This window comes from Sphingomonas sp. NPDC079357 (assembly GCF_044901155.1).
GTDB lineage: Bacteria > Pseudomonadota > Alphaproteobacteria > Sphingomonadales > Sphingomonadaceae > Sphingomonas.
Window position 1 is genome coordinate 87,172 of sequence record NZ_JBJDOM010000001.1, and the last position, 20,217, is coordinate 107,388.

19 protein-coding genes are annotated in these 20,217 nt (G+C 66.6%); 9 read left to right on the plus strand and 10 right to left on the minus strand.

Annotated features, from left to right (window positions below; translation table 11 throughout):
- Positions 1 to 147: 147 nt before the first annotated feature.
- The gene (locus tag ACI2JO_RS00345; protein WP_404718776.1) at positions 148 to 2,739 is read left to right on the plus strand and encodes a family 20 glycosylhydrolase; all 2,592 of its coding nucleotides are present in this window, start codon (positions 148 to 150) and stop codon (positions 2,737 to 2,739) included.
- Positions 2,740 to 2,813: 74 nt separating this feature from the next.
- On the plus strand, positions 2,814 to 4,388 hold the full coding sequence (locus tag ACI2JO_RS00350; protein WP_404718777.1) for an MFS transporter: 1,575 nt from the start codon (positions 2,814 to 2,816) through the stop codon (positions 4,386 to 4,388).
- Here ACI2JO_RS00350 and ACI2JO_RS00355 read toward each other — a convergent pair.
- The 4 genes from ACI2JO_RS00355 to ACI2JO_RS00370 all read right to left on the minus strand — a co-directional run bounded on the left by ACI2JO_RS00355 (position 4,385) and on the right by ACI2JO_RS00370 (position 8,218).
- Positions 4,385 to 5,386 carry an alpha/beta fold hydrolase gene (locus tag ACI2JO_RS00355; RefSeq protein WP_404718778.1) on the minus strand — a complete coding sequence of 334 codons (1,002 nt, stop codon included), beginning with the start codon at positions 5,384 to 5,386 and terminating at the stop codon, positions 4,385 to 4,387. The genes ACI2JO_RS00350 and ACI2JO_RS00355 overlap by 4 nt on opposite strands.
- Before the next feature lie 24 nt (positions 5,387 to 5,410).
- A complete protein-coding gene (locus ACI2JO_RS00360) occupies positions 5,411 to 6,730 on the minus strand; it encodes a GntP family permease (protein WP_404718779.1) in 1,320 nt (439 codons plus the stop codon).
- A 62-nt stretch (positions 6,731 to 6,792) separates the two neighbouring features.
- Positions 6,793 to 7,335, minus strand: a complete 543-nt coding sequence (locus ACI2JO_RS00365) for a TspO/MBR family protein (RefSeq protein WP_404718780.1) — start codon at positions 7,333 to 7,335, stop codon at positions 6,793 to 6,795.
- Between the two features lie 64 nt (positions 7,336 to 7,399).
- Complete coding sequence (locus tag ACI2JO_RS00370; protein WP_404718781.1) at positions 7,400 to 8,218, minus strand: formate/nitrite transporter family protein; 819 nt, start codon at positions 8,216 to 8,218, stop codon at positions 7,400 to 7,402.
- A 160-nt stretch (positions 8,219 to 8,378) separates the two neighbouring features.
- Here ACI2JO_RS00370 and ACI2JO_RS00375 point away from each other — a divergent pair, with 160 nt between their 5' ends.
- Entirely contained in the window at positions 8,379 to 9,182 is an 804-nt protein-coding gene (locus ACI2JO_RS00375) for an NIPSNAP family protein (protein WP_404718782.1), read from the plus strand.
- Positions 9,183 to 9,195: 13 nt separating this feature from the next.
- Here ACI2JO_RS00375 and ACI2JO_RS00380 read toward each other — a convergent pair whose 3' ends face one another.
- Positions 9,196 to 9,336 (minus strand): hypothetical protein, encoded by a 141-nt coding sequence (locus tag ACI2JO_RS00380; RefSeq protein WP_404718783.1) that lies wholly within the window; start codon positions 9,334 to 9,336, stop codon positions 9,196 to 9,198.
- 98 nt (positions 9,337 to 9,434) lie between these two features.
- Between ACI2JO_RS00380 and ppk2 the strand changes: the two genes are divergently transcribed.
- Positions 9,435 to 10,193 carry a polyphosphate kinase 2 gene (gene ppk2 / locus ACI2JO_RS00385; RefSeq protein ID WP_404718784.1) on the plus strand — a complete coding sequence of 253 codons (759 nt, stop codon included), beginning with the start codon at positions 9,435 to 9,437 and terminating at the stop codon, positions 10,191 to 10,193.
- A gap of 5 nt (positions 10,194 to 10,198) precedes the next feature.
- Positions 10,199 to 10,561: a hypothetical protein gene (locus ACI2JO_RS00390; protein ID WP_404718785.1), complete on the plus strand. Its 363-nt coding sequence runs from the start codon at positions 10,199 to 10,201 to the stop codon at positions 10,559 to 10,561.
- Here the strand turns inward: ACI2JO_RS00390 and ACI2JO_RS00395 are convergent.
- The 3 genes from ACI2JO_RS00395 to ACI2JO_RS00405 form a co-directional block, all read right to left on the minus strand.
- Positions 10,558 to 12,261 carry a cation acetate symporter gene (locus ACI2JO_RS00395; RefSeq protein WP_404718786.1) on the minus strand — a complete coding sequence of 568 codons (1,704 nt, stop codon included), beginning with the start codon at positions 12,259 to 12,261 and terminating at the stop codon, positions 10,558 to 10,560. The two genes, ACI2JO_RS00390 and ACI2JO_RS00395, sit on opposite strands and share 4 nt — an antisense overlap.
- Positions 12,258 to 12,566 carry a DUF485 domain-containing protein gene (locus ACI2JO_RS00400; RefSeq protein WP_404718787.1) on the minus strand — a complete coding sequence of 103 codons (309 nt, stop codon included), beginning with the start codon at positions 12,564 to 12,566 and terminating at the stop codon, positions 12,258 to 12,260. The genes ACI2JO_RS00395 and ACI2JO_RS00400 overlap by 4 nt, the downstream gene beginning before the upstream one ends.
- A gap of 69 nt (positions 12,567 to 12,635) precedes the next feature.
- Positions 12,636 to 13,592 carry a family 43 glycosylhydrolase gene (locus ACI2JO_RS00405; RefSeq protein WP_404718788.1) on the minus strand — a complete coding sequence of 319 codons (957 nt, stop codon included), beginning with the start codon at positions 13,590 to 13,592 and terminating at the stop codon, positions 12,636 to 12,638.
- Between the two features lie 88 nt (positions 13,593 to 13,680).
- Here ACI2JO_RS00405 and ACI2JO_RS00410 point away from each other — a divergent pair, with 88 nt between their 5' ends.
- Together ACI2JO_RS00410 and ACI2JO_RS00415 are read left to right on the plus strand one after the other, a co-directional pair.
- Positions 13,681 to 14,832, plus strand: a complete 1,152-nt coding sequence (locus ACI2JO_RS00410) for a 1,4-beta-xylanase (protein WP_404718789.1) — start codon at positions 13,681 to 13,683, stop codon at positions 14,830 to 14,832.
- A gap of 89 nt (positions 14,833 to 14,921) precedes the next feature.
- Positions 14,922 to 16,859, plus strand: coding sequence for a putative bifunctional diguanylate cyclase/phosphodiesterase (locus ACI2JO_RS00415; protein ID WP_404718790.1), 1,938 nt, complete (start codon positions 14,922 to 14,924; stop codon positions 16,857 to 16,859).
- A gap of 70 nt (positions 16,860 to 16,929) precedes the next feature.
- On the opposite strand, the gene ACI2JO_RS00420 is transcribed toward ACI2JO_RS00415, so the two are convergent.
- Positions 16,930 to 17,808, minus strand: a complete 879-nt coding sequence (locus tag ACI2JO_RS00420; RefSeq protein ID WP_404718791.1) for a crotonase/enoyl-CoA hydratase family protein — start codon at positions 17,806 to 17,808, stop codon at positions 16,930 to 16,932.
- A gap of 120 nt (positions 17,809 to 17,928) precedes the next feature.
- Here ACI2JO_RS00420 and ACI2JO_RS00425 point away from each other — a divergent pair, with 120 nt between their 5' ends.
- A complete protein-coding gene (locus ACI2JO_RS00425) occupies positions 17,929 to 18,399 on the plus strand; it encodes a YaiI/YqxD family protein (protein WP_404718792.1) in 471 nt (156 codons plus the stop codon).
- A 43-nt stretch (positions 18,400 to 18,442) separates the two neighbouring features.
- On the plus strand, positions 18,443 to 19,597 hold the full coding sequence (uvsE, locus tag ACI2JO_RS00430) for a UV DNA damage repair endonuclease UvsE (protein WP_404718793.1): 1,155 nt from the start codon (positions 18,443 to 18,445) through the stop codon (positions 19,595 to 19,597).
- 95 nt (positions 19,598 to 19,692) lie between these two features.
- Here the strand turns inward: uvsE and ACI2JO_RS00435 are convergent, their stop codons facing one another.
- Positions 19,693 to 20,217, minus strand: coding sequence for a hypothetical protein (locus tag ACI2JO_RS00435; protein ID WP_404718794.1), 525 nt, complete (start codon positions 20,215 to 20,217; stop codon positions 19,693 to 19,695).

A 20,217-nucleotide genomic window follows, 5' to 3' on the forward strand; every position in this document is an offset into this window, starting at 1 on the left:
CGGGCAATTTGCAAGCTGAAATGTTACCCGTTTGTGTCTGATTATGTCGAAGGTGCTTTTTTGGTATTGTTGTGATGAAAACGACGTGACACGATCGCGTTTGTCGGCGCCTCGAGGCGCGAACCAAAAAGAAGGAGAAACATGGGCATGCTGGCGATCGCAGTGCTGCTTGCGTCCGCGGTACCGGTCGGTGCCATGCCGGCCTCGTCATCCGCCACCGACCTCGATCGCCTCGCCGCGCAGCTCGGCTACCGCGTCACGATCGTCGACAATCGCCCGCCGTACTGTCCGCCGCTGCCGGTCGATCCCGGCGCTCCGCCGCCGCCGACCCCGGCACCGCCGCGCAAATGCATGGTGCTCGACATCGATCTCGATCTGCCGGCGGATGTCACCCCGGCGGCCGGGCTGGAACTGCATACCAGCCTGATCGGCAGCGTGCTGAACGTCGATAGCCCCGAATTCACCAGTCGGGTGGTGAACGGGGATGTAACGATCTTTGCACTGAAGCCCGGCCAGTCGTTGGCGGCGGGGCAACATTATCGTATCCGGCTGATCTCCAGCGTGCCGTTCTTCTCCCGCGCGTTCGTGTTGCCGAATGCAGTGCTGGCCGCGCCGGGAAGCGCCCCGGCAGTGATCGCCGCGACCCGGCCCGGCACCGATCCCGATACCGGGCTCGAGACCCTGCCCCATGTCGCGCCGATGACCGACGAAGCGGGACTGGCGACCGCCGCCGCTGCCGATCGGAATGTATGGCTGACCGCGCCGCGCGCCTTCGCGCGCTATGCGGCGCGTGGCACCTCCGCTGCGCCTGACATCATCATCCTCCCGGCCCCGGCTGAGGCTAGCCGCCCGCAGGGAGCGATGCTGGACCTCACCCGCGGAGTCCGCGTCGCCGTTGCCGGTGGAAGGCGGGATGCGCTCGCGCCGGCGCTGGCCGAACTGACGAGGATCGGGATCGGCGCGGGACGTGTTCCTCTTTCGATCACGATCGGCGACGCGGCGCTGGCCGCCGAAGGCTATCGTCTGGACGTGACCGCCAGCGGCATCCGCATCGCCGCGCGCGACAGTGCCGGCGCGGCCTATGCGTTGCGCTCGCTCGCGCAGCAAGCCGCACATGAGCGATTGCGCATGAAGCCGCTGAGCGTCGCCGATGCGCCCCGCTACGGCTATCGCGGACTGCACATCGATGTCGCGCGCAACTTCCATGACCGCGCCGAGATCCTGCGGCTGCTCGAACAAATGGCGGCGTTGAAGCTCAACACGCTCCACCTGCACCTGGGCGACGACGAAGGCTGGCGGATGGAGATACCGGCGCTGCCCGAACTCACGCAGGTCGGTGCGTACCGCTGTCTCGATCTGTCGGACGACAAGTGCCTGCAGCCACAGCTCGGTGCCGATCCGGCGCGCGATGCACCGACCAACGGCTATCTGACGAGCGGCGACTATCTGGCGATCCTCGCCGCCGCCAAGGCGCGCCAGATCACCGTGGTCCCGTCGTTCGACATGCCGGGCCACTCGCGCGCGGCGATCAAGGCAATGGAGGCGCGCTATCGTCGGCTGACGGCGGCAGGACAACGCGCGGCGGCGGACCGTTACCGACTTGTCGAGCCAGCCGACACCACCCGCTATCGCAGCATCCAGAATTACGACGACAACACGCTGAACGTCTGCATTCCGCAAACCTACCGCTTCGTCGACACGGTGATTGCGGAAATGGCGCGGCTGCACGCGAAGGCCGGCGTGCCTTTGCGGCTGTACCACATCGGCGCCGACGAAACCGCCGGGGCCTGGCGCAACTCGCCGGCCTGTCAGGCGGAGGCCGCGCGGACGAACACTCCGATCGCGCATCTCGGCGCGCGCTTCGTCGAGCGGGTCGCGACGATGCTGGCCAAGCGCGGCATCCGCGCCGGCGCATGGAGCGACGGGCTGACCCATGCCGATCCCGCCGCCCTGCCGCCGCAGACGCAATCCTATGTCTGGGGCGGGATATTCGATCGCGGGGTGACGGAGGCGCACACCCACGCAAATCACGGCTGGCCGGTGATCCTGTCGATGCCGGACGTGACCTACCTCGACATGCCGCAGGCGGTGTCGCCCGACGAACCCGGTGCGACCTGGGCCACGCGCGAGATCGATCTGTTCCGTCTCTATGCCTTCATGCCGGGCAACCTTCCCGCCAATGCCGCGACGATGACCGACATCCTCAACCGGCCGGGGTCGATCGAGGATCGAACGCCGCTCGCCGCCGGGCGGCACGTCATGGGCCTGCAGGCACAATTGTGGAGCGAGATGGTCCGCCGTAATTCACAAGTGGAGTATATGCTGTTCCCGAGACTGTTCGCGCTGGCGGAGCGCGGCTGGTCGCGGGCGGCGTGGGAGCCGGCCTATGCGCCGGGCGCGCGCTACAGTTATGGCGACCAGCGAGTCGATAGCGGCGCCGTGCTCGCCGGGTGGCGCGACTTTGCCGCGCGGGTCGCCGAACGGCTGCCCGCGCTCGATCGCGACGGCATTACCTATCGCCTGACCCCGCCGGGCGCGCGGATCGTCGGCGGGCGACTGGAGGCGATCGGCGAGCTGCCGGGAACGCGGATCGAGTATCGATCGGCGGGCGGGGCGTGGACGCGCTATGTCGATCCGGTTGCCGCCGAGGGCGCGATCGAGGTGCGCAGCACGACGCTCGACGGGCGCCGCGCCAGCCGCACCGTTGTGGTGCAGCCCGAGCGCGCCGCGTGGCAGTGAGCGGATAACGCTCCTCACGGCACGGCTTCTCCGTCCCGCGCAACCCGGCTATCGCCACGGTGGCGGAGGAAAATATGGGTTCGATCAAGAGCACGCTGTCGGACCGACAGGCCATCTGGGCCTTCGTCCTCGGCTGCGTTGCGGTGACGATCGGCGTGGTCGCGCACCTGCCGATGTTCGCGATGGCGCGCGCGATGCACTATCAACTCGCCGGCATGCCGATGGACAATCTGATGCTCGGCGGCATGGCGCTGATCGTCGTGGGAACCCTGATCGCGGCCTATGGCCTGCTGCCGCGCAACGTCGGTGCGCAGCGGGCGGCGGCAGCGGAGATCGTCGTCGCCGCTCCCGAGGACGCCACGCTGGGGCCGGCGCACTGGGGATTGATGGCGGTGCTGGTCATCGCGCTGGTGATCGACGTCATGAAGCCCGCATCGCTCGGCTTCACCGTGCCGGGCATGATCGCCGAATATGGCGTGCCCAAAAAGACCGTGTCGCTCGTGCCGTTTTTCGCATTGGCGGGGACCGTCACCGGATCGGTGCTATGGGGCTGGATCGCCGACGTCTACGGTCGCAAGGCGTCGATCCTGCTGTCGGCGGTGATGTTCGTCGGCACTTCGATCTGCGGCGCGATGCCGAGCCTGGCATGGAATATCGCCATGTGCTTTATGATGGGCGCGGCGGCAGGCGGCATGCTCCCCGTCACCTATGCGCTGCTCGCCGAGATGATGCCGAGCCGCCATCGTGGCTGGAGCCTCGTCCTGGTCGGCGGACTGGGCGCGGTCGGAGGCTATTTCGCTGCAAGCGGGATGTCGGCGGTGCTGCAACCGCTGTTCGGGTGGCGGATCCTGTGGCTGGCCAACCTGCCGACCGGGCTGACGCTGGTGCTGCTGGGGGCATTGATTCCGGAATCCGCCAAGTTCCTGCTCGCCCGCGGGCGCATCGCGGAAGCCGAGGTGGTGATGCGACGCTTCGGCGCGACGGCGCGGGCAGCGCATCCGGCGCGTATCGCGACGCCGCGCGCGGAGGCGCTGCACGGGCGGCATCTGTACGGAAAGCTGGCGGCGCTCAGCATCTGTGCCCTGTCATGGGGGCTGATCAATTTCGGGCTCCTGTTGTGGCTGCCCGCCGATCTGGTCGCAAAGGGATATTCGGTCGGCGTGTCGAGCCGGTTGCTTGCCGAAAGCGCGCTGATCGCCTTTCCCACCGTGTTCGTCGCGGCGCTGCTATACAGCCGCTGGAGCACGAAATGGGCACTGACCACGATGATCGCGCTGACGCTGGCGGGACTGCTGCTGGTGCTGCGCCTTGAAGTCGCGGGGGCCGGAAGCCCGGTGCTGCCGGTGGCGTTGCTGATCGTGGGAACGAACGGCATCATCGCGATCGTGCTGCCCTATGCCGCCGAGAGCTTCCCGTTGCGGGTTCGCGCCCGCGCCACCGGCTGGGTCGCAGCCTGCACCAAGGCGGGCGGCCTGATCGCGCAGGCTCTCACGATCAGCGGCATGGCAGTGTCGATCGGCAACGCCGCGTTGCTGGTCATGGTGCCGACGCTGCTGTCGCTGGTGCTCGTCGCATGGTTCGGTCGCGAGACGCGTGGACGCGACCTGCGCGATCTTGATCGGGTCGCCGACACCTCGCCAGCGGTTTAGGGTTCAGGTCGGCACCCCCTCCGCGCGGTGCGACTGTCCGCCTTCGAGCGCAAGGTCCGGTCGAAAAAGTCGATCAGCACTGCGTTGACCGCATCGCTTGCCTCCTGCTGAACCCAATGCCCGACGCCGGGCAACACCGTCGTGCCGAGCAGACCCGGCACCGTCTCCGGCAGCGCGTCGAGCGCCGGCTTGACGAACGGCAGGATCGGATCGCGGTCGCCGATGATGAACCATGCCGGCTGTGTGATCGACAATCCCGCCAGCGGCGCGGTCAGCGACCAGTTCCGGTCGATGTTGCGATACCAGTTGAGCGGGCCGGCAAAGCCCGCAGCGCCGAACGCCGCGCTGTAGTGAGCGAGATCCGCGTCGCTGAGCCACGGCATTGCGTGTTCGGGCTCCCGGAAGGCGGCCAACGCGCCCTCTGCACCGATCATGCCGCTCCATAGCGACGCCGGCCCGGCGGAAAGAGTCCACATGATCCGGCGCATCGCGGCCGGCACGTCCGCCTCCAATTCGCGCTCGGCGCGGTCCGGCGTTTGAAAATAGAGTTGATAGAAGGCGTCGAGCCCGGCGCGGCGCAATTTGTCCAGGCTGCTGATCGAGCCGCGACGGGCGAACGGCACCGACATTCCCAGCACCACGGGGAACAGATCGGGGCGGAGCTGCGCAGCCGTCCATGCCACCGGCGCACCCCAGTCATGGCCGACGATCCCCGCCTGCGCCACGCCGAGCGCGCCGAGCAAGGCGACCATGTCGCCGGTCAGGTGGAAGATCGTATAGTGTTCGGCGCCACGCGGGGCCGTCGTGCGGCCATAACCGCGCATATCGGGCGCGATCGCGCGATAGCCGGCCTCGGCCAGCGCCCGGAGCTGATATCGCCATGAATAGCCGAGTTCGGGAAAGCCGTGGCACAGCAGGATCGCAGGCCCCTCGCCCGCCTCGGTCACGTGCTGACGGATGCCATTGGCCTCGACCGTATATTCCCTGAACCCGTGCATCGCCGCTCCTTTTACGGAACGACGCTAGACAAGGCGCAGCAAGGCGTCGAGCAGCAGGACGAATACCAGGCCGAACAATCCGACCAGCGTCTCCATCAGCGACCAAGATCGGAACGTATCGCGCAGCGACAGGCCGAAATATTCCTTGAACATCCAGAAGCCGGAGTCGTTGACGTGGCTGCACATCAAGCTGCCCGCCCCGATCGCCAGCACCATCAGATTGGCGTCCGCCCCCGTCGCCACGATCACCGGCTGGATCAGTCCGCCCGCCGTCAGTCCGGCAACCGTCGCCGAACCAACCGCGATGCGGATCACGCATGCCAGCAGCCAGCCGAGTGCGAGCGGCGGCAGCGGCAGACCGGCAAGCTGCGTCGCCAGGAGCTTGTCCGCACCGCTTTCGACCAGCACCTGCTTCAACGCGCCGGCGCCCGCGATGATGAGCAGGATCGGGGCGATGTCGCGGATCGCAACCGTGAAGCCGTCCATGATCTCGGCGCGAGTCAGCCCCGCGCTGCGCCCAAGCGCGAGGATCCCGACACCGATCGACAGCAACAGCACGTTGGTGGGATGACCGACGAAAGCGATCGCGATGGCGGTCGCGGGCGACACCGGCGCATAATGAAGCGCGGTCGCGCCGGCGATGAGGATGACCGGCAGCAACGCGCAGGCGAAGCTGGCGAATGCTCCGGGCAACGGGCGCCCGCGCGATACCGCGGCCGCCTCGAACAATGGCGAAGGCGGCGTGGCAATCCCCTTCAGCGTGGTCGCGAACAGCGGACCGGCGATCGCGAGCGTCGGCAGCCCGACAATCAGACCGTAGATCAACGTGACGCCGAGATCGGCACCGAGCTGCGCCACTACCGCGGTTGGCGACGGATGCGGCGGGAGGAAGCCGTGCGCGATCGACAGGCCGGCGAGCAAGGGAATGCCGACATGCACCGCCGGCAATCCCGAACGCAGCACGATCGAAAAAATCAGCGGCACCATCAGCACGAAGCCGACATTGTAGAACAGGGGAATACCGACCAGAAAGCCGGTGGCCGCCATCGCGATCGGCAGATGCGCCGGGCCACACCAGCCGATCAACGTGTCCGCGATCCGCTGCGCCGCGCCGCTGTCGGCGATCAGCTTGCCGAGAAATGCGCCGAGCACGATCGTGATGACGACTGGCCCAATCGTATCCCCGATGCCCTTCTCGATCGCGCCGGAAATATGTTCGAGCGGCACGCCGAGCAACAAGGCGGCGCACAGCGCGGAGACGACGAAGGCCAGAAACGGGGGCGCGCGCAGTGCGACGAGGAGGATCAGCAGCGCCAGCGCCGCAACGATTGAAATTAGCATCATCAGAACAGACAAGGCATCGAAAGCCGCCGCGTCAATCGCGACCTTCGGCGCAATGGAGCGGTTCAGCCCGGATTGTCGCGCCGGATACGCTCTGCAAGCACGGTCGCGAAGGTCACCCAGGCAACGAACGGGATCGTCAGCGCAGCAGCGGGCCGATCGACCCTGGCAGCGGTCGCCGCAAGCCCGGCGCCGGTCACGATCATCGCCCCCGAAGCGATGGCGCTCGCCTCCAGCCGCTTGTGCCGGAAGAACAGTTCCGTCCAGCCGCCGACCATCGCGCTATTGGCAAACCATAGCCCCAGCGCGGCGTTGCGCGTCGGGGCCGGGGCGTGCCGCAGCAGCCGGTAACCGCCGACGGCCAGCGCGATTTCCAGCGTCGGCCACACCGCGCCGAATGCCGCATCCGGCGGTGTAAAGCGCGGCTTGTCGAGCCGGCGATACCAGCGGCGGATGCCGGGATGGGTGCGATCGGGCGCATTGCGCCGGCCGACCAGCGCGCTCATCCCCAGAACAGCGCCCACAATGCCCAACGCCGCCCCGCGTGAGACGGCACCGGCGCGCTTGTTGTATCGGTCGTCGACAATGCCGGCATCTTCTTTGGTCACGATCGCTGCTCCTCTTCGGCGGCATCAACGTCGCGGCGCACGGAAGGTACCCACCGACGATCCACTATGACCTGAACTCGTTTCTCACCTGCGCATGCGCGAGCAAGGCGAACAGTCCGGTGCCGCCGAGAATGTTGCCCAGCAGCGCCGGCAGCACGAACCCGCCGAGCGCCCAGCCGACACTTGCCTGCCCCGCCCACATCAGCAGGAACGCCTCCGACGCGCCGGCGACGACATGCGCAAAACCGCCGAGCGCGATCGCGTAGGTCACGGCGAAGACGATCCAGAAGTCGCCGCCATTCACCGCCGAGCGGATCCAGGCAATCGAGGCGATCAGGAAGCCGGCCGGGATCGCCTGCATCATCGTATCAATCGGTGCGCGCTCCATCAGCTTGGCCGATACCGCAACCATCCCCCTCAACGTGTCCGCCGGTTGAATGTGCGCGTAAACCGCCAGCATCGTCGCGATGAGCGCCCCCAACATGTTGGCGATGAAAATGACGCTCCATAGCCGCGCGAGCAGCAGGAGGTTTCGGCCGGTCGGTTCGCGCACCACCGGCAGGACGGCCACCGCGGTATGCTCCGTAAAAAGCTGCAGTCGGCCAAGGATCACGATCAGGAAGCCGGCCGGATAACCAAGCGCGACGATCGGCTCGACCCACCGCGCCTCGGGCAGATAGTGACGCAGCGCACCACTGACCCACAGCGACGCCATGATCGCGATCCCGGCCGCGAAGCCGGACCAGAAAAGTGAAGCGACCGGCCGAGCGAGCTCATCCTCGCCTTGCTCGGCGACCGCGGCATGAACCACCCGTGCGGCGGGCGCCGTGCGTTCCTCGGCCTCTTCCTGTTCACCACGCGGGTCATCATCATGGCCGGCCATCGTCGTCTCCCATCGCGCCGTAACGTCCGGTCGGTTCGGATCGCTCAATCACCGACGGATCATTTTACATAGGTTGCGTCATGCCCCTCCGCAGGAGGTCGCGGCTTGACCAGGCTCCCCGCATCGGCATCGTGGCCGCTCACGACCCTGCGAGGAATCAATGCCTTACCCGATCGATCGACGCGCCGTGCTGGCAGGTGCCATCCTGGGCGGCATGACACTCGCCACGGCCGATGCCGCCGGTCAGGCACGCGGCTCGACCAGCACGCCCGAATTCTACGAGCTGCGCACCTATCATCTTGTCAACGGCCCGATGCGGGCGCGGCTCGACACCTACCTGCGAGACGCGTTCATCCCGGCAGCGCGCCGTGCCGGGTGCGGGCCGGTCGGCGTCTTCACGATCAGCATCGGCCCGGCCAGCCCGAGCGTGCTCGTGCTGATCCCGCATTCCACGCTCGCCGACTTCGCCGCCCTGCCCGGCCGGCTCGCCGCCGATTCCCGACATACGCAAGCCGGCGCGGCCTTTCTCGACGCACCCCCGACCGACCCCGGGTTCACGTCGATGGACGTCAAGCTGATGCGCGCCTTTCCCCATTTTCCGCGCGTCGAGGCGCCGGCTGGCGGCACTGCCCGGATTTTCGAGCTACGCACCTATTTCAGCCCGAGCGGGAAAACGGGCGCGACCAAGATAGGAATGTTCGATACCGGCGGCGAGATCGAGATTTTCCGGCGCACCGGTTTGACGCCGGTCTTCTTCGCGCAAGACCTGACCGGCGAGCGATTGCCGAGCCTTACCTATATGCTAACCTTCCCGGATCTGGCGACGCGCGAACAGAACTGGCGGACGTTCGTTGCCGATCCGGCGTGGAAACGTCTGATCGCGACGCCGGGACTGACCGATCCGGAGATCACCACCGGCATCGACAATCGCATCCTGGGCCCGACGCCTTACTCCCAAATCTGAGCCGGCCGGCTCGTCAACCGCGGGCCGGAGTCAGGCGCTGCGCCATCGCACGTTCGACCGGAGTAAGCCCGGCGAGCGGATCGTCGTTGATACGGCGCTTGGGGCTCGTGGCCGGCTTGGCAGTGCCGAACAGGCTAAGGGTCGTACGGGTCATATTCGTCCTTTGGGGTGGGCGGCGCGAGATGCGCCGGACACGGGAGGAACCGGAATGTTCGGGCTTGGTTCCAAACAGCGACGCACAGGGAGCCGCCGATGGACAAGGACCGCTACGAACACGATCTCGAAGAGGCACAGCTCGCGCTGGTCGAGGCGCAACTCGCCGCGGTGAAATCGGGTGAGCGCGTCGTGATCGTACTGGAGGGACGTGACAGCGCGGGCAAGGACGGAACGATCAAGCGGATCGTCGAGCATCTGTCGATCCGCTACACGCGCGTCGTCGCGCTGCCCAAGCCTTCTGACCGCGAGCGGACGCAATGGTATTTCCAGCGCTATGTCGCGCACCTGCCCGCGGCTGGCGAGATCGTGATCTTCAACCGCTCCTGGTATAATCGCGCCGGGGTGGAGGTGGTGATGGGCTTTTCGACCGAGGCCGAGCAGGCCGAGTTCCTCCGCGACGCGCCCGATTTCGAGCGCATGCTCGTCGAGAGTGGCATCCGTCTGGTCAAGCTGTGGCTCGACATCGACAAGGACGAGCAGGAGGAGAGACTGAAAGCGCGCCGCACCGATCCGCTCAAGCAATTGAAGGTTTCGGACATGGACAAGGTCGCACAGTCACGCTGGGATGATTATTCGGCGGCGCGCAACACCATGCTGGCCCGCACGCACACGCCACTCGCGCCTTGGTATTGCGTGCGCGCCGATCACAAGAAGACGGCGCGGATCGCAGTGTTGCGCCATCTCGTCCACCATATCGCCCCGGCGCAGGTCGCGCAGGCGGTGCCGGTCGCCGATCCGAAGGTGTTGTTCACGTTCGAGCAGGCGGCACTGAACGACGGACGGCTGGCGAAATGAACTGATTGCGGTTAGGTCTGCCGGGCATGGGCATCCTGTGCGTCCTTGGGCTCCATCGCTGGGCCGGCAAGCCGACCGCGCGTGTCGGTACAACCGTCTATCGTTGCGCGACCTGCGGCCAGCGACTGGTGCTGCACGGCCACCGGACGCGGTGGCGAAAGCGCGCCTGGGTCGGGGCGGCGCTCCTGGCCTCGGCGGCGATCTGGTTCGTCAGCTACAATCTGGTGTTTCACGGTCGGACGCGCGTGCTCCACACCGCCTCGGCCGCCGCGCGCAAGGCGGAGGTCGCCGCATCGCGCGGGCGCGCCGCGATCCACCGCGCGCAGGGGGATAGCGGCGCCTATGTCGAAGGCGACGACAAACCCTAGTGACCTGACGCCGCTGCCGCGCCGATCCCGGTTTCGGCGCGAACCTGTTGCGCAGCGAAGCCGCCGCGGTCCAGCGCCGCCCGCCCGCTACGATCGAGCACCGATACAAGCCAGATCGTCACAAACGCCGCCGGCATCGAGAAGATTGCTGGCGACGAATAGGGGAAGAGGGCGGCCGGATAGCCGAGGATCTTCTCCCATACCGCCGGCGACAGCACGGTCAGCACGACTGCCAGCACCAGCCCCAACGTCCCGCCCGCCACCACGCCGCGCGTCGTACAGCCGTTCCAGAACAGCGACAGCAGCAGCACCGGGAAATTGCCCGACGCCGCCACCGCGAAGGCAAGGCTGACCATGAAGGCGACGTTCTGCTTCTCGAAGATGATGCCGAGCAGGATCGCGACCACCGCCAGCACCAGCACGGTGCGACGCGACACCCGCAGTTCGGCCGCCGGATCGGCCGCGCCCTTGCGGAGCACGGTCGCATAGAGATCGTGGCTGACCGCCGAAGCGCCCGACAGCGTCAACCCAGCGACCACCGCCAGAATCGTCGCAAACGCCACCGCCGAGATGAAGCCGAGGAACAGATTGCCGCCGACCGCATGCGCCAGATGAATTGCTGCCATGTTGCTGCCACCCAGCAATGCGCCAGCCGGATCGAGATAGCGTGGCGCGGTCGCCACCAGCACGATCGCGCCGAACCCGATGATGAAGGTCAGCAGATAGAAATAGCCGATCCACCCCGTCGCCCACAGCACCGACTTACGCGCCGCGCGCGCGTCGGGCACCGTGAAGAAGCGCATCAGGATATGCGGCAAGCCGGCGGTTCCGAACATGAGCGCAAGCCCGAACGACACCGCCGAGATCGGGTCCTTGATGAAATTGCCCGGCCCCATGATCGAACGGCCCTTGGCGGCGGCGGCGGCGGGATCGGCACCCGACGCCGCGGCCAGCCCGGCCTTTACCGCGACAGCCCGCGCGAACAGCGCCTCGAACGAAAAGCCGAACTGCCACAGCACCGCCAGCGCCATGAACGTCGCGCTGCCCAGCAGCAGCACCGCCTTGACGATCTGCACCCAGGTCGTCGCGGTCATCCCGCCGAACAGCACGTACAGCGTCATCAGCACGCCGACGATCACCACTGCATATTCGTAGCGCAGGCCGAACAGCAATTTGATGAGCTGCCCCGCCCCCACCATCTGCGCGATCAGGTAGAACAGCACGACGGTCAGCGTGCTGACCGCGGCGAAGCTGCGCACCGGGGTCTGTGCGAAGCGGAAGCTGGCGACATCGGCGAACGTATAGCGGCCGAGATTGCGCAGCCGCTCCGCCATCAGGAACAGGATGATCGGCCAGCCGACGAGGAAACCGATCGAATAGATCAGCCCGTCATAGCCATCCGCGAAAATCTGCGCCGAGATGCCGAGGAACGACGCCGCCGACATGAAGTCGCCCGCGATCGCCAGCCCGTTCTGAAAACCGGTGATACCGCCGCCTGCGGTATAAAAATCGCCGACCGTTCGTGTCCGCCGCGCGGCCCAGCGGGTGATGCCGAGCGTCAGCAGCGCGAAGGCCGCGAACATCAGGATCGCGGTCCAGTTGGTCGGTTGCTGGACGCTCTGCCCGGCGAGCGCATCGGCGAAGGCCGGCGCGGGCGCGACCGCAATGGCCACCGCTATCAGGATCGTACCACGCCTCATGCGCCCTGATCCGCCCGCAGCGCCGCGACGAGCGGATCGAAGTCACGCGCGGCACGGCGGACATAGACGCCGGTCAACACGATCGCGAGCATGATCACCGCGAAACCCGCGACGATCCCGATCGAGGTGACGCCCGTGCCGACCGGGCGCGCCATGAACGCCTTGTCGAACGCGATCAGCAGGATGAAGCCGAGATAGGCGACCAGCATCACGCCGGTCAGCGCCCAGGTGAACCGCCCGCGCCGCCGCACCAGTTCGCGATACCGTGGGTCCGCCGCCACGCGTGCCGCTTTCGCGTCATCCATCCCCGCCCCCGTTTGTTTGTTGCCGCTACCATGCAGTAATGCGGGCGGCGCGCAAGGGTGTGATTGTGCTCAGGGGAGCTTTGGCGCGGCGGCGCCATCGGTCATGCGGACGGGCAGGATGCGACCGTCTTTCGCGTAGCGCAGCCGGTCGATCGCAACCTGACGCTCACCCTCGAACGGCGCCGGTCCCCGCGGGTTTTCCCAGCGGTGATAGACGATCAGCCACTTACCGGCAGCGGTCTGGACGAAGCTGTGGTGCCCCGGCCCCTTGTGCGTCGCGTCGCTGGTCAGGATCGCGCCCCGATACCGCCACGGACCGACCGGGGATGGCGCGGTCGCGTAATGGACCGAATAGTCCGCGGCGTTGAAGCGGCCGTGGCTGTACGACAGGTAATAGGTGCCGCCGCGTTCGTGCATGAACGCGCCTTCGGTGAACTGCGGCGGCGTCGCTACCAACACCTCGCGCGCGATGCTGACCATGTCGGCCTTCAGCTCCCAGACGCGCAGCTTCGCGCCCGCACTGCCGCCGGCGTAGAGATACGCCTTGCCGTCCCTCGGATCGACGAACACCATCGGATCGATTGCCTCGAACCCCTGCCCGCCCGTCACCAGCAGGCGCCCGCTGTCGCGATATGGTCCGCCTGGACGATCGGCGACCGCGACGCCGATCCGGCTCGGGGTCGGGTTCTGCGGCCCGACCGAATAATAGAGGTACCATTTGCGATCACGCGTCGCGACCCCGGGCGCCCAGAGAAAGTGTTCCGGCGCGCCATCGGCACCGATCCACGCGATCTGATCGCGGCGGATCAGTTCGCCACGCGGTTGCCACGTCTTCAAGTCGCGCGAGGAAAAGGCGCCGAAGCGATCCGCCGCCCAGCTACCGCCTGGCCCGCCGGTCGGAAAGACCCACAGCTCGCCGTCGATCATCATCGCGTGCGGGTCGGCACCCTGGAATTGCGGATTGTCGGCCAGCGCGGACGAGGCGGTGAGCAACAGGGCGGCGGCAAGGGCGGGACGAAGGTTCATTTCCAAATCATAGGATAATTCCTCGCCTTTGCCGATAGTTGAGTTGTATGCCCGGTGCGGAAACCCCGATAAGAGAGGAGAGGAAGCGATGAACAGACAGCTTCTGACGGCGCTGCTTACCGTCGCCACGGTGACGATCGCGCTGCCCGCCGACGCGCGGGCGCGATGGACCGAGGCGGAGGCCAAGGCATGGTATCGCGCGCAGCCGTGGCTGGTCGGCGCGAATTATACGCCCGCTTCCGCGATCAACCAGCTCGAGATGTGGCAGCGCGAAACATGGGATCCGCAGGCGATCGACCGCGAACTCGGCTGGGCGCAGGGCATCGGCATGAACACGATGCGCGTCTTTCTGCACGACCAATTGTGGCAGCAGGACCCGGCGGGCTTTCAGCGGCGCATTGACGAGTTCCTGACGATCGCCGCGCGCCATGGGATCAAGCCGCTGTTCGTGCTGTTCGACAGCTGCTGGGATCCCGATCCCAAGCTGGGGCCGCAACATCCGCCGATCCCCGGCGTCCACAACTCGGGCTGGGTGCAGGGTCCCGGATTGCCCGGCCTGCGCGACAAGCGCCGTTACCCCGCCTATAAGGCCTATGTGCAGGGCGTGATCGGGGCGTTCCGCAACGATCCGCGCGTCCTGGGCTGGGATGTCTGGAACGAGCCCGACAACGGTGCCGACCAGTATAAGGGGCAGGAGGGCAAGGAACCGCTGGTCCGCGCGCTGCTGGCGCAGGTGTTCGTCTGGGCACGCGATGCCGATCCGTCCCAGCCATTGACCTCGGGCGTGTGGCAGCATGACGACTGGACCCCGACCGGCGGCAAACTGACTCCGATGGAAACGCTACAGCTTCGTCAGTCGGACGTGATCTCGTTCCACGACTATAGCTGGCCCGAGACGTTCGAGGCGCGCGTAAAGCAGTTACTGCCCTATGATCGTCCGATCCTGTGCACCGAATATATGGCACGCGGCAACGGATCGACATTCGACGGATCGCTCCCGATCGGCAAACGCTATGACGTGGCGATGATCAACTGGGGGTTCGTCGACGGCAAGACGCAGACCCGCCTGCCCTGGGACAGCTGGAAGAAGCCGTATGTGCTGGAGGAACCGGTGATCTGGTTCCATGAGGTGTTCCGCAGCGATGGCCAGCCTTACCGCCGCGCAGAAACCGACCTGATCCGGCAACTTAGCAGCGCTCCGCGAGGCGCCGTGCCGGCTGTTCACGTGACGAAAGATTAAGAAAGGGTAAGCAAAAAACTGCAATCTTCCTCACCTGCCATTGTGACACCCTAATCGAAATCACGTAATTGTCGGTTCATGGACATGTCATGGCGCGTCTGATCGCCCGGCTTCGGGAGCTTCGGCATTCGGATCATCGCATCACCGCCCAGGTGCGGGCGGTGCTGGTCGAATCGCTTTACGCCTCCACACAGTCGCTGGTGATCGGCGCGCTTACCAGCACGACGATCGCGGCAGTGGTCGCTTGGGCGGCGCGCGACGCGTGGCTGGCGTCGGGGGCGGCTGCAATTGGACTGGTTGGCGCGTTGCGGATCGTTGATGCGATGCGCGTGCATCCGGCCGATGCGGCAGCGGCCGCGCGGCAGGAATTCGGCTATCGCGCCGGGGCGCTCGCCTATTCCGGGCTGCTCGGGCTGTTCGGCTTCATGGCGCTGACACGCAGTGGTGACGGCGTCATCCAGTTGCTCGCCGTCACCACCGCGATCGGCTATGCGGCGGGGATCGCCGGGCGCAACGCGGGTCGACCGCGCATAGCGCTGGCGCAACTCTGCCTCGCCTCGCTGCCGCTATCCGCCGGACTGACGATCGGCTTCGAGCCGCTGAAACTCGTGCTGGCGGTGGTGATCGTGCTGTTCGTCATCGCAATGATCGACATCACCTTGCAGACGTACAGCGCGCTGCTGAAGGCAACACTGGTCAGCCATGAGAATGCCGCGCTGGCCGCGCATCATGCCGCGCACGCCCGGCGCGACGATCTGACCGGCGTGGCCAATCGCACCGCCTTTCGCGAACAGTTCGAGGAGCGGCTGCGGATGTTGCCCCACAGCGGGCGCAAGCTGGCGCTCTATTGGCTCGATCTCGACCGGTTCAAGGAGATCAACGATACGTTTGGACACTTGGCGGGCAATGCGTTGCTCGCCGCGGTTGCGGGGCGGTTGCGGGCGCATTTCGATCACGACAGCGTCGTGGCGCGGCTGGGCGGTGACGAGTTCGCGATCCTGTGTCCGGTCGGCGATCGACAGGAAGCCGCGACGATCGGCGCGGCGATCCTCGCGCTCGTCCGCCGCCCGGTCGCGCATGACGGACACAGCCTGCGCAGCAGCGTATCGATCGGCGTCGCGATCGCGCCCGAAAACGGGCGTGAGGCGGACACGTTGCTCAAGAACGCCGACCTTGCGCTCTACCGCGCCAAGGAAAGCGGGCGCGGGCAGCTTTATTTCTACGAGCCGGTCATGGACGAGAAGATCGAGCGACGTCGCCAGCTCGATTACGAGCTGCACGGCGCGCTGGACCGTGGCGAGTTCCACCTGCTGTACCAGCCGATCTTCGATCTCGGCGCGGCGCGCGTGTTGTCGTGCGAGGTGCTGCTCCGCTGGACCAACCGCCACCATGGCGCGGTGTCGCCGGCGGAGTTCATCCCAATCGCCGAGGACAACGGGCTGATCGACGCGATCGGCCATTGGGTGCTGTATCAGGCGTGCGACGTCGCGCGCGCCTGGCCCGCCGACGTCTCGATCGCGGTCAATCTGTCCCCGATCCAGCTACGTTCGACGCACTTGCCTGCCGTGGTGCTCGCTGCGCTGAACGCCAGTGGGCTCCCGCCCGAGCGGCTCAACCTGGAAGTGACGGAAACCGTGCTGCTGGAGGATGTCGAGGCATCGCTGGCAGCGCTGGAGGCGCTGAACCGGTTGCGGGTACGGACCACGCTCGACGATTTCGGCACCGGCTATTCGTCGCTCAGCTATCTGACCCGCTTCCCGTTTCAGACCCTCAAGATCGATCGTTCGTTCGTCACCGATCTGGCCCGCAGCCCGGCGTCGATTGCGATCGTGCAGACCGTCGTCGATCTCGGCGCGCAGCTCGGGATGCGGACGATCGCGGAGGGCGTGGAGACGCAGGCGCAGCTCGATCAGCTCCGCCGGACGCGCTGCGACGCGGTGCAGGGCTATCTGCTTGCCCGGCCGATGCCGGCCGCCATGGTCTCCGCCATGTTGGCCGGCGATACGGGCGAAGAAGCCACCGGCTGAACGGTTACCACCGTGCCGGAGAGCCCCGGCGCTCCCCGACACGAATGGCACGATCGCAGCCGGCGCCGCGTCAGCGCGTCTTCTCCAGCAGCCGCTCCTGCGCACTGACCAGTCGCCGCATCAGCTTCAGATCACCCTCTCCCAGCCGCAGCGCCGCATCGGCCCACAGTTCGACCACCGCCTCAAGTTCCCCAAGTGTCAGCGGGTTCACCGCCCGTGACGCCTCATAGATGGCGGCGTGCGCGCTGTGACGGCGGCGATTGGCGCGGATATAGTCCTCGACCACGCGGCGCCCCTCGCCGGGCGCCGCCAGCGCATGCACCAGGCCCATCTCATAGAGTTCCTCGGCGCGGTACGTCCGGCCGCTCAGGATCATCTGCTCGGCACGCGCCGCGCCGAGCCGGCGCGAAAGGAAGCAATGCGCACCCATGCCCGGGAACAGACCGAACAGCGTTTCCGGCAATCCGAAACCGGTGCCGCGTTCCGCGACGACGACATTGAAGGACATCAGCGCCTCGAAGCCGCCGCCCAGCGCGTCGCCCTCGACCAGCCCGATCGTGACGATCGACCGCTCCAGTCCCAGCATATTGCGGTGCAGGATTCGCACGCATGCCTTGCCATAGCGGACCAGCGCCGCCCGGTCGCGCGCGCGGATCAATTGCGCGAACAGATCCAGATCGCCACCCAGCGAAAAGACGCCCGGAAAGCGCGAGCCGAGCACGAGATAACGGATCGGCATCACGCCACTGCCATGCGCGATCTCAATATCCTCCTGCCACTGAACGAAGTCGTGCAAGAGCGCGGGATTGAAGCTTGGGCGGACACGCGGGCGCATATAGGTCCACAAGGTATCGAGCCCCGGATCGAAGGTGGCGTCGAGCTGGTCGAACGCGAAGAGGGGGCGGGCGTCCGACGTCGTCGGGGCGATCGTGGTGTGTTGAATCGTCATTTGCGACTTTCCTCTTTCCCGACAGCGCGTTGCTGTCGGTCAAGGATAACTCACGATGGCTTCGCTGTCGGTGGGATACGGCGCTGGTCGTCATCGCCGCGAAATGGCATGTGGCGCCACATGACGCTTCAGCCGCGCATCCTCGTCGACGCCGACGCCTGCCCCGTGAAGGAAGAGATTTACCGCGTCGCCTACCGTGTGGCCGTGCCGGTGGTGGTGGTCAGCAACGCGCATCTGCGGATTCCCGTGCATCCACTGATTTCGCGGGTGGTGGTCGACGACGGCTTTGACGCGGCGGACGACTGGATCGCGGCGCAGGTCGATCCCGCCGCGCTGGTCGTTACCGCCGATATCCTGCTCGCCGACCGCTGCATCAAGGCCGGCGCGGCGGCGGTGCTCGCCCCCAACGGCCGCCCGTTCACGACCAGCTCGATCGGCAATGCCGTCGCGGTGCGTGCGATCATGAGCGACCTGCGCGCGGGCGGCGACCGCATCGGCGGGCCGCCGCCGTTCAGCAAGGAAGATCGCTCGCGCTTCCTGTCCGCGCTCGACGCGGCGATCGTCCGCGTCCGCCGCCTGACGGGCGGCTGACCTTCAAGCGGGAGCCACGGCGCGCCTGTATCGTTGGGCAGGCATGACCGATCCCGACCATCCGCTCCGCCTTGGCTTCCCCGTCAAGGTGATGGGCCGGCCCGAGCTGAAGACGCAGGATACGCGCCGCTGGCACAAGAACCCGCATCTCAAATGTTCGCTCGAACTGCTCGACCCGGTGCTCGACTATCTCAGGTCAGAGCGGCTCGACATGTACCGGCTTTCATCGGACATCGCGCCCTACGCCACCCACCCCGACATGCCGCAATTCCATTCGATGGTCGCCGACAGCGATGCCGAGTTGCGCGCGTTCGGCGCGAAGGCGCGGGACTATGGCATTCGTCTGTCATTCCACCCGTCCCAATATGTGCTGCTTAACGCGCCCGACCCGGCACTGACCCGCAAGAGCATCTGGGATCTCGCCAGCCAGGCCGAGATGCTCGATCGCATGGGGCTCGATGACGAAGCGGTGATGGTGACGCATGTCGGCGGCGTCTACGGCGATCACGAGGCGAGCCGCGCACGCTGGATCGAAGGATGGGAGCAATGCCCCGAGCACGTCCGGCGGCGGCTGGTACTCGAAAATGACGACATCCGCTTTTCCGCCGCCGATGCCTTGTGGATCCACGAACGCACCGGCGTGCGGCTGATCTTCGACTATCAGCATTTCTGGTGCCTCAACCCCGAGCGGCTCGACATGCGGGAAACGCTGGAGCGCTTCCTTGCGACCTGGCCAGTGGGCGTGCGGCCGAAGATCCACTTCTCGTCACCGCGCACCGAACTGCGCGAGATCAAGCAGAAGATCACGCCCAAGGCGCGGGCGGCGGCCAAAGCCGGCGCCGTGAAAGCGAAAAAGGGCGAGTTGCTCAAGGCACCGGTGAAGGCAACCGCGCGGGTGAAGACGGTGCTGCGTCCGCCGATCTGGACCGGCCATGCCGATTTCACCAACCCGTTTGAGTTTGCGACGTTCATGCGGATGGCCGAGGGGCTGGTGTTCGACGTCATGCTGGAGGGTAAATCCAAGGATCTTAGCCTGCTGCGGTTACGCCCCGACCTGCTCCGTTTCGCGCCCGACGTGGCGGCGCGCTTCGGCATCACCGACGCCGACCGCGAGGCCTTGATCGAGGATGAGGAACTGCTCGACGAAGATGCGCGGGCCGAGGACGAAGTGGATGTCGATGAAGGTGCCGGCGTGTAGCAGTCGTCGGTGACAGGAAGGTTCGGCGCCGCGCAGGACGGAAAACAGCTATCCGGCTGACCTGCCGTCGCGCACAGGACCTTTGGGTCATCGCGTCACGGGATGCTGACCGCTGTCTCGACGACTGCCGGATACGCACTGAGCGCTGCCCGGCTCAACTGCATCGCGAGCCGCTCGGCCGCCGGGCCGGGTCGCACCGTCACCGCGGCGCCATGCCACAGCACTGCATCGTCGCCACGCTTGTGGATGCGCACCTCGATCATCACCCGCTGCATCGTCACCAGCGACGAGCGATTGCCGGACAGCGGAATGTTCACGCCCGACCCCATCACCGCCGGAGCGGCCCCGCGCGTGCGGGCTACCGAGGTGCCTACTGCGGTTCGGCTGGTTCGTACGTCGGCGATATAGGCGGCATGGTCGGAATCATCGAGGATCGTAAATCCCTTGTCGCCGAGCGCCGCCATCGTCGCTTCGCGCGCGACCGCAGAGATTGCAGCATCGCTTTCCGCATCGGTCGTGGAAACAACCGCGATCGTCCCACCGCCCGGTGGCGCGGCGGCGATGGTTGGAGCAAGTGCCAGCAACGTCGCACTGCCCAACGTCGTGAGGGTCATGAACAT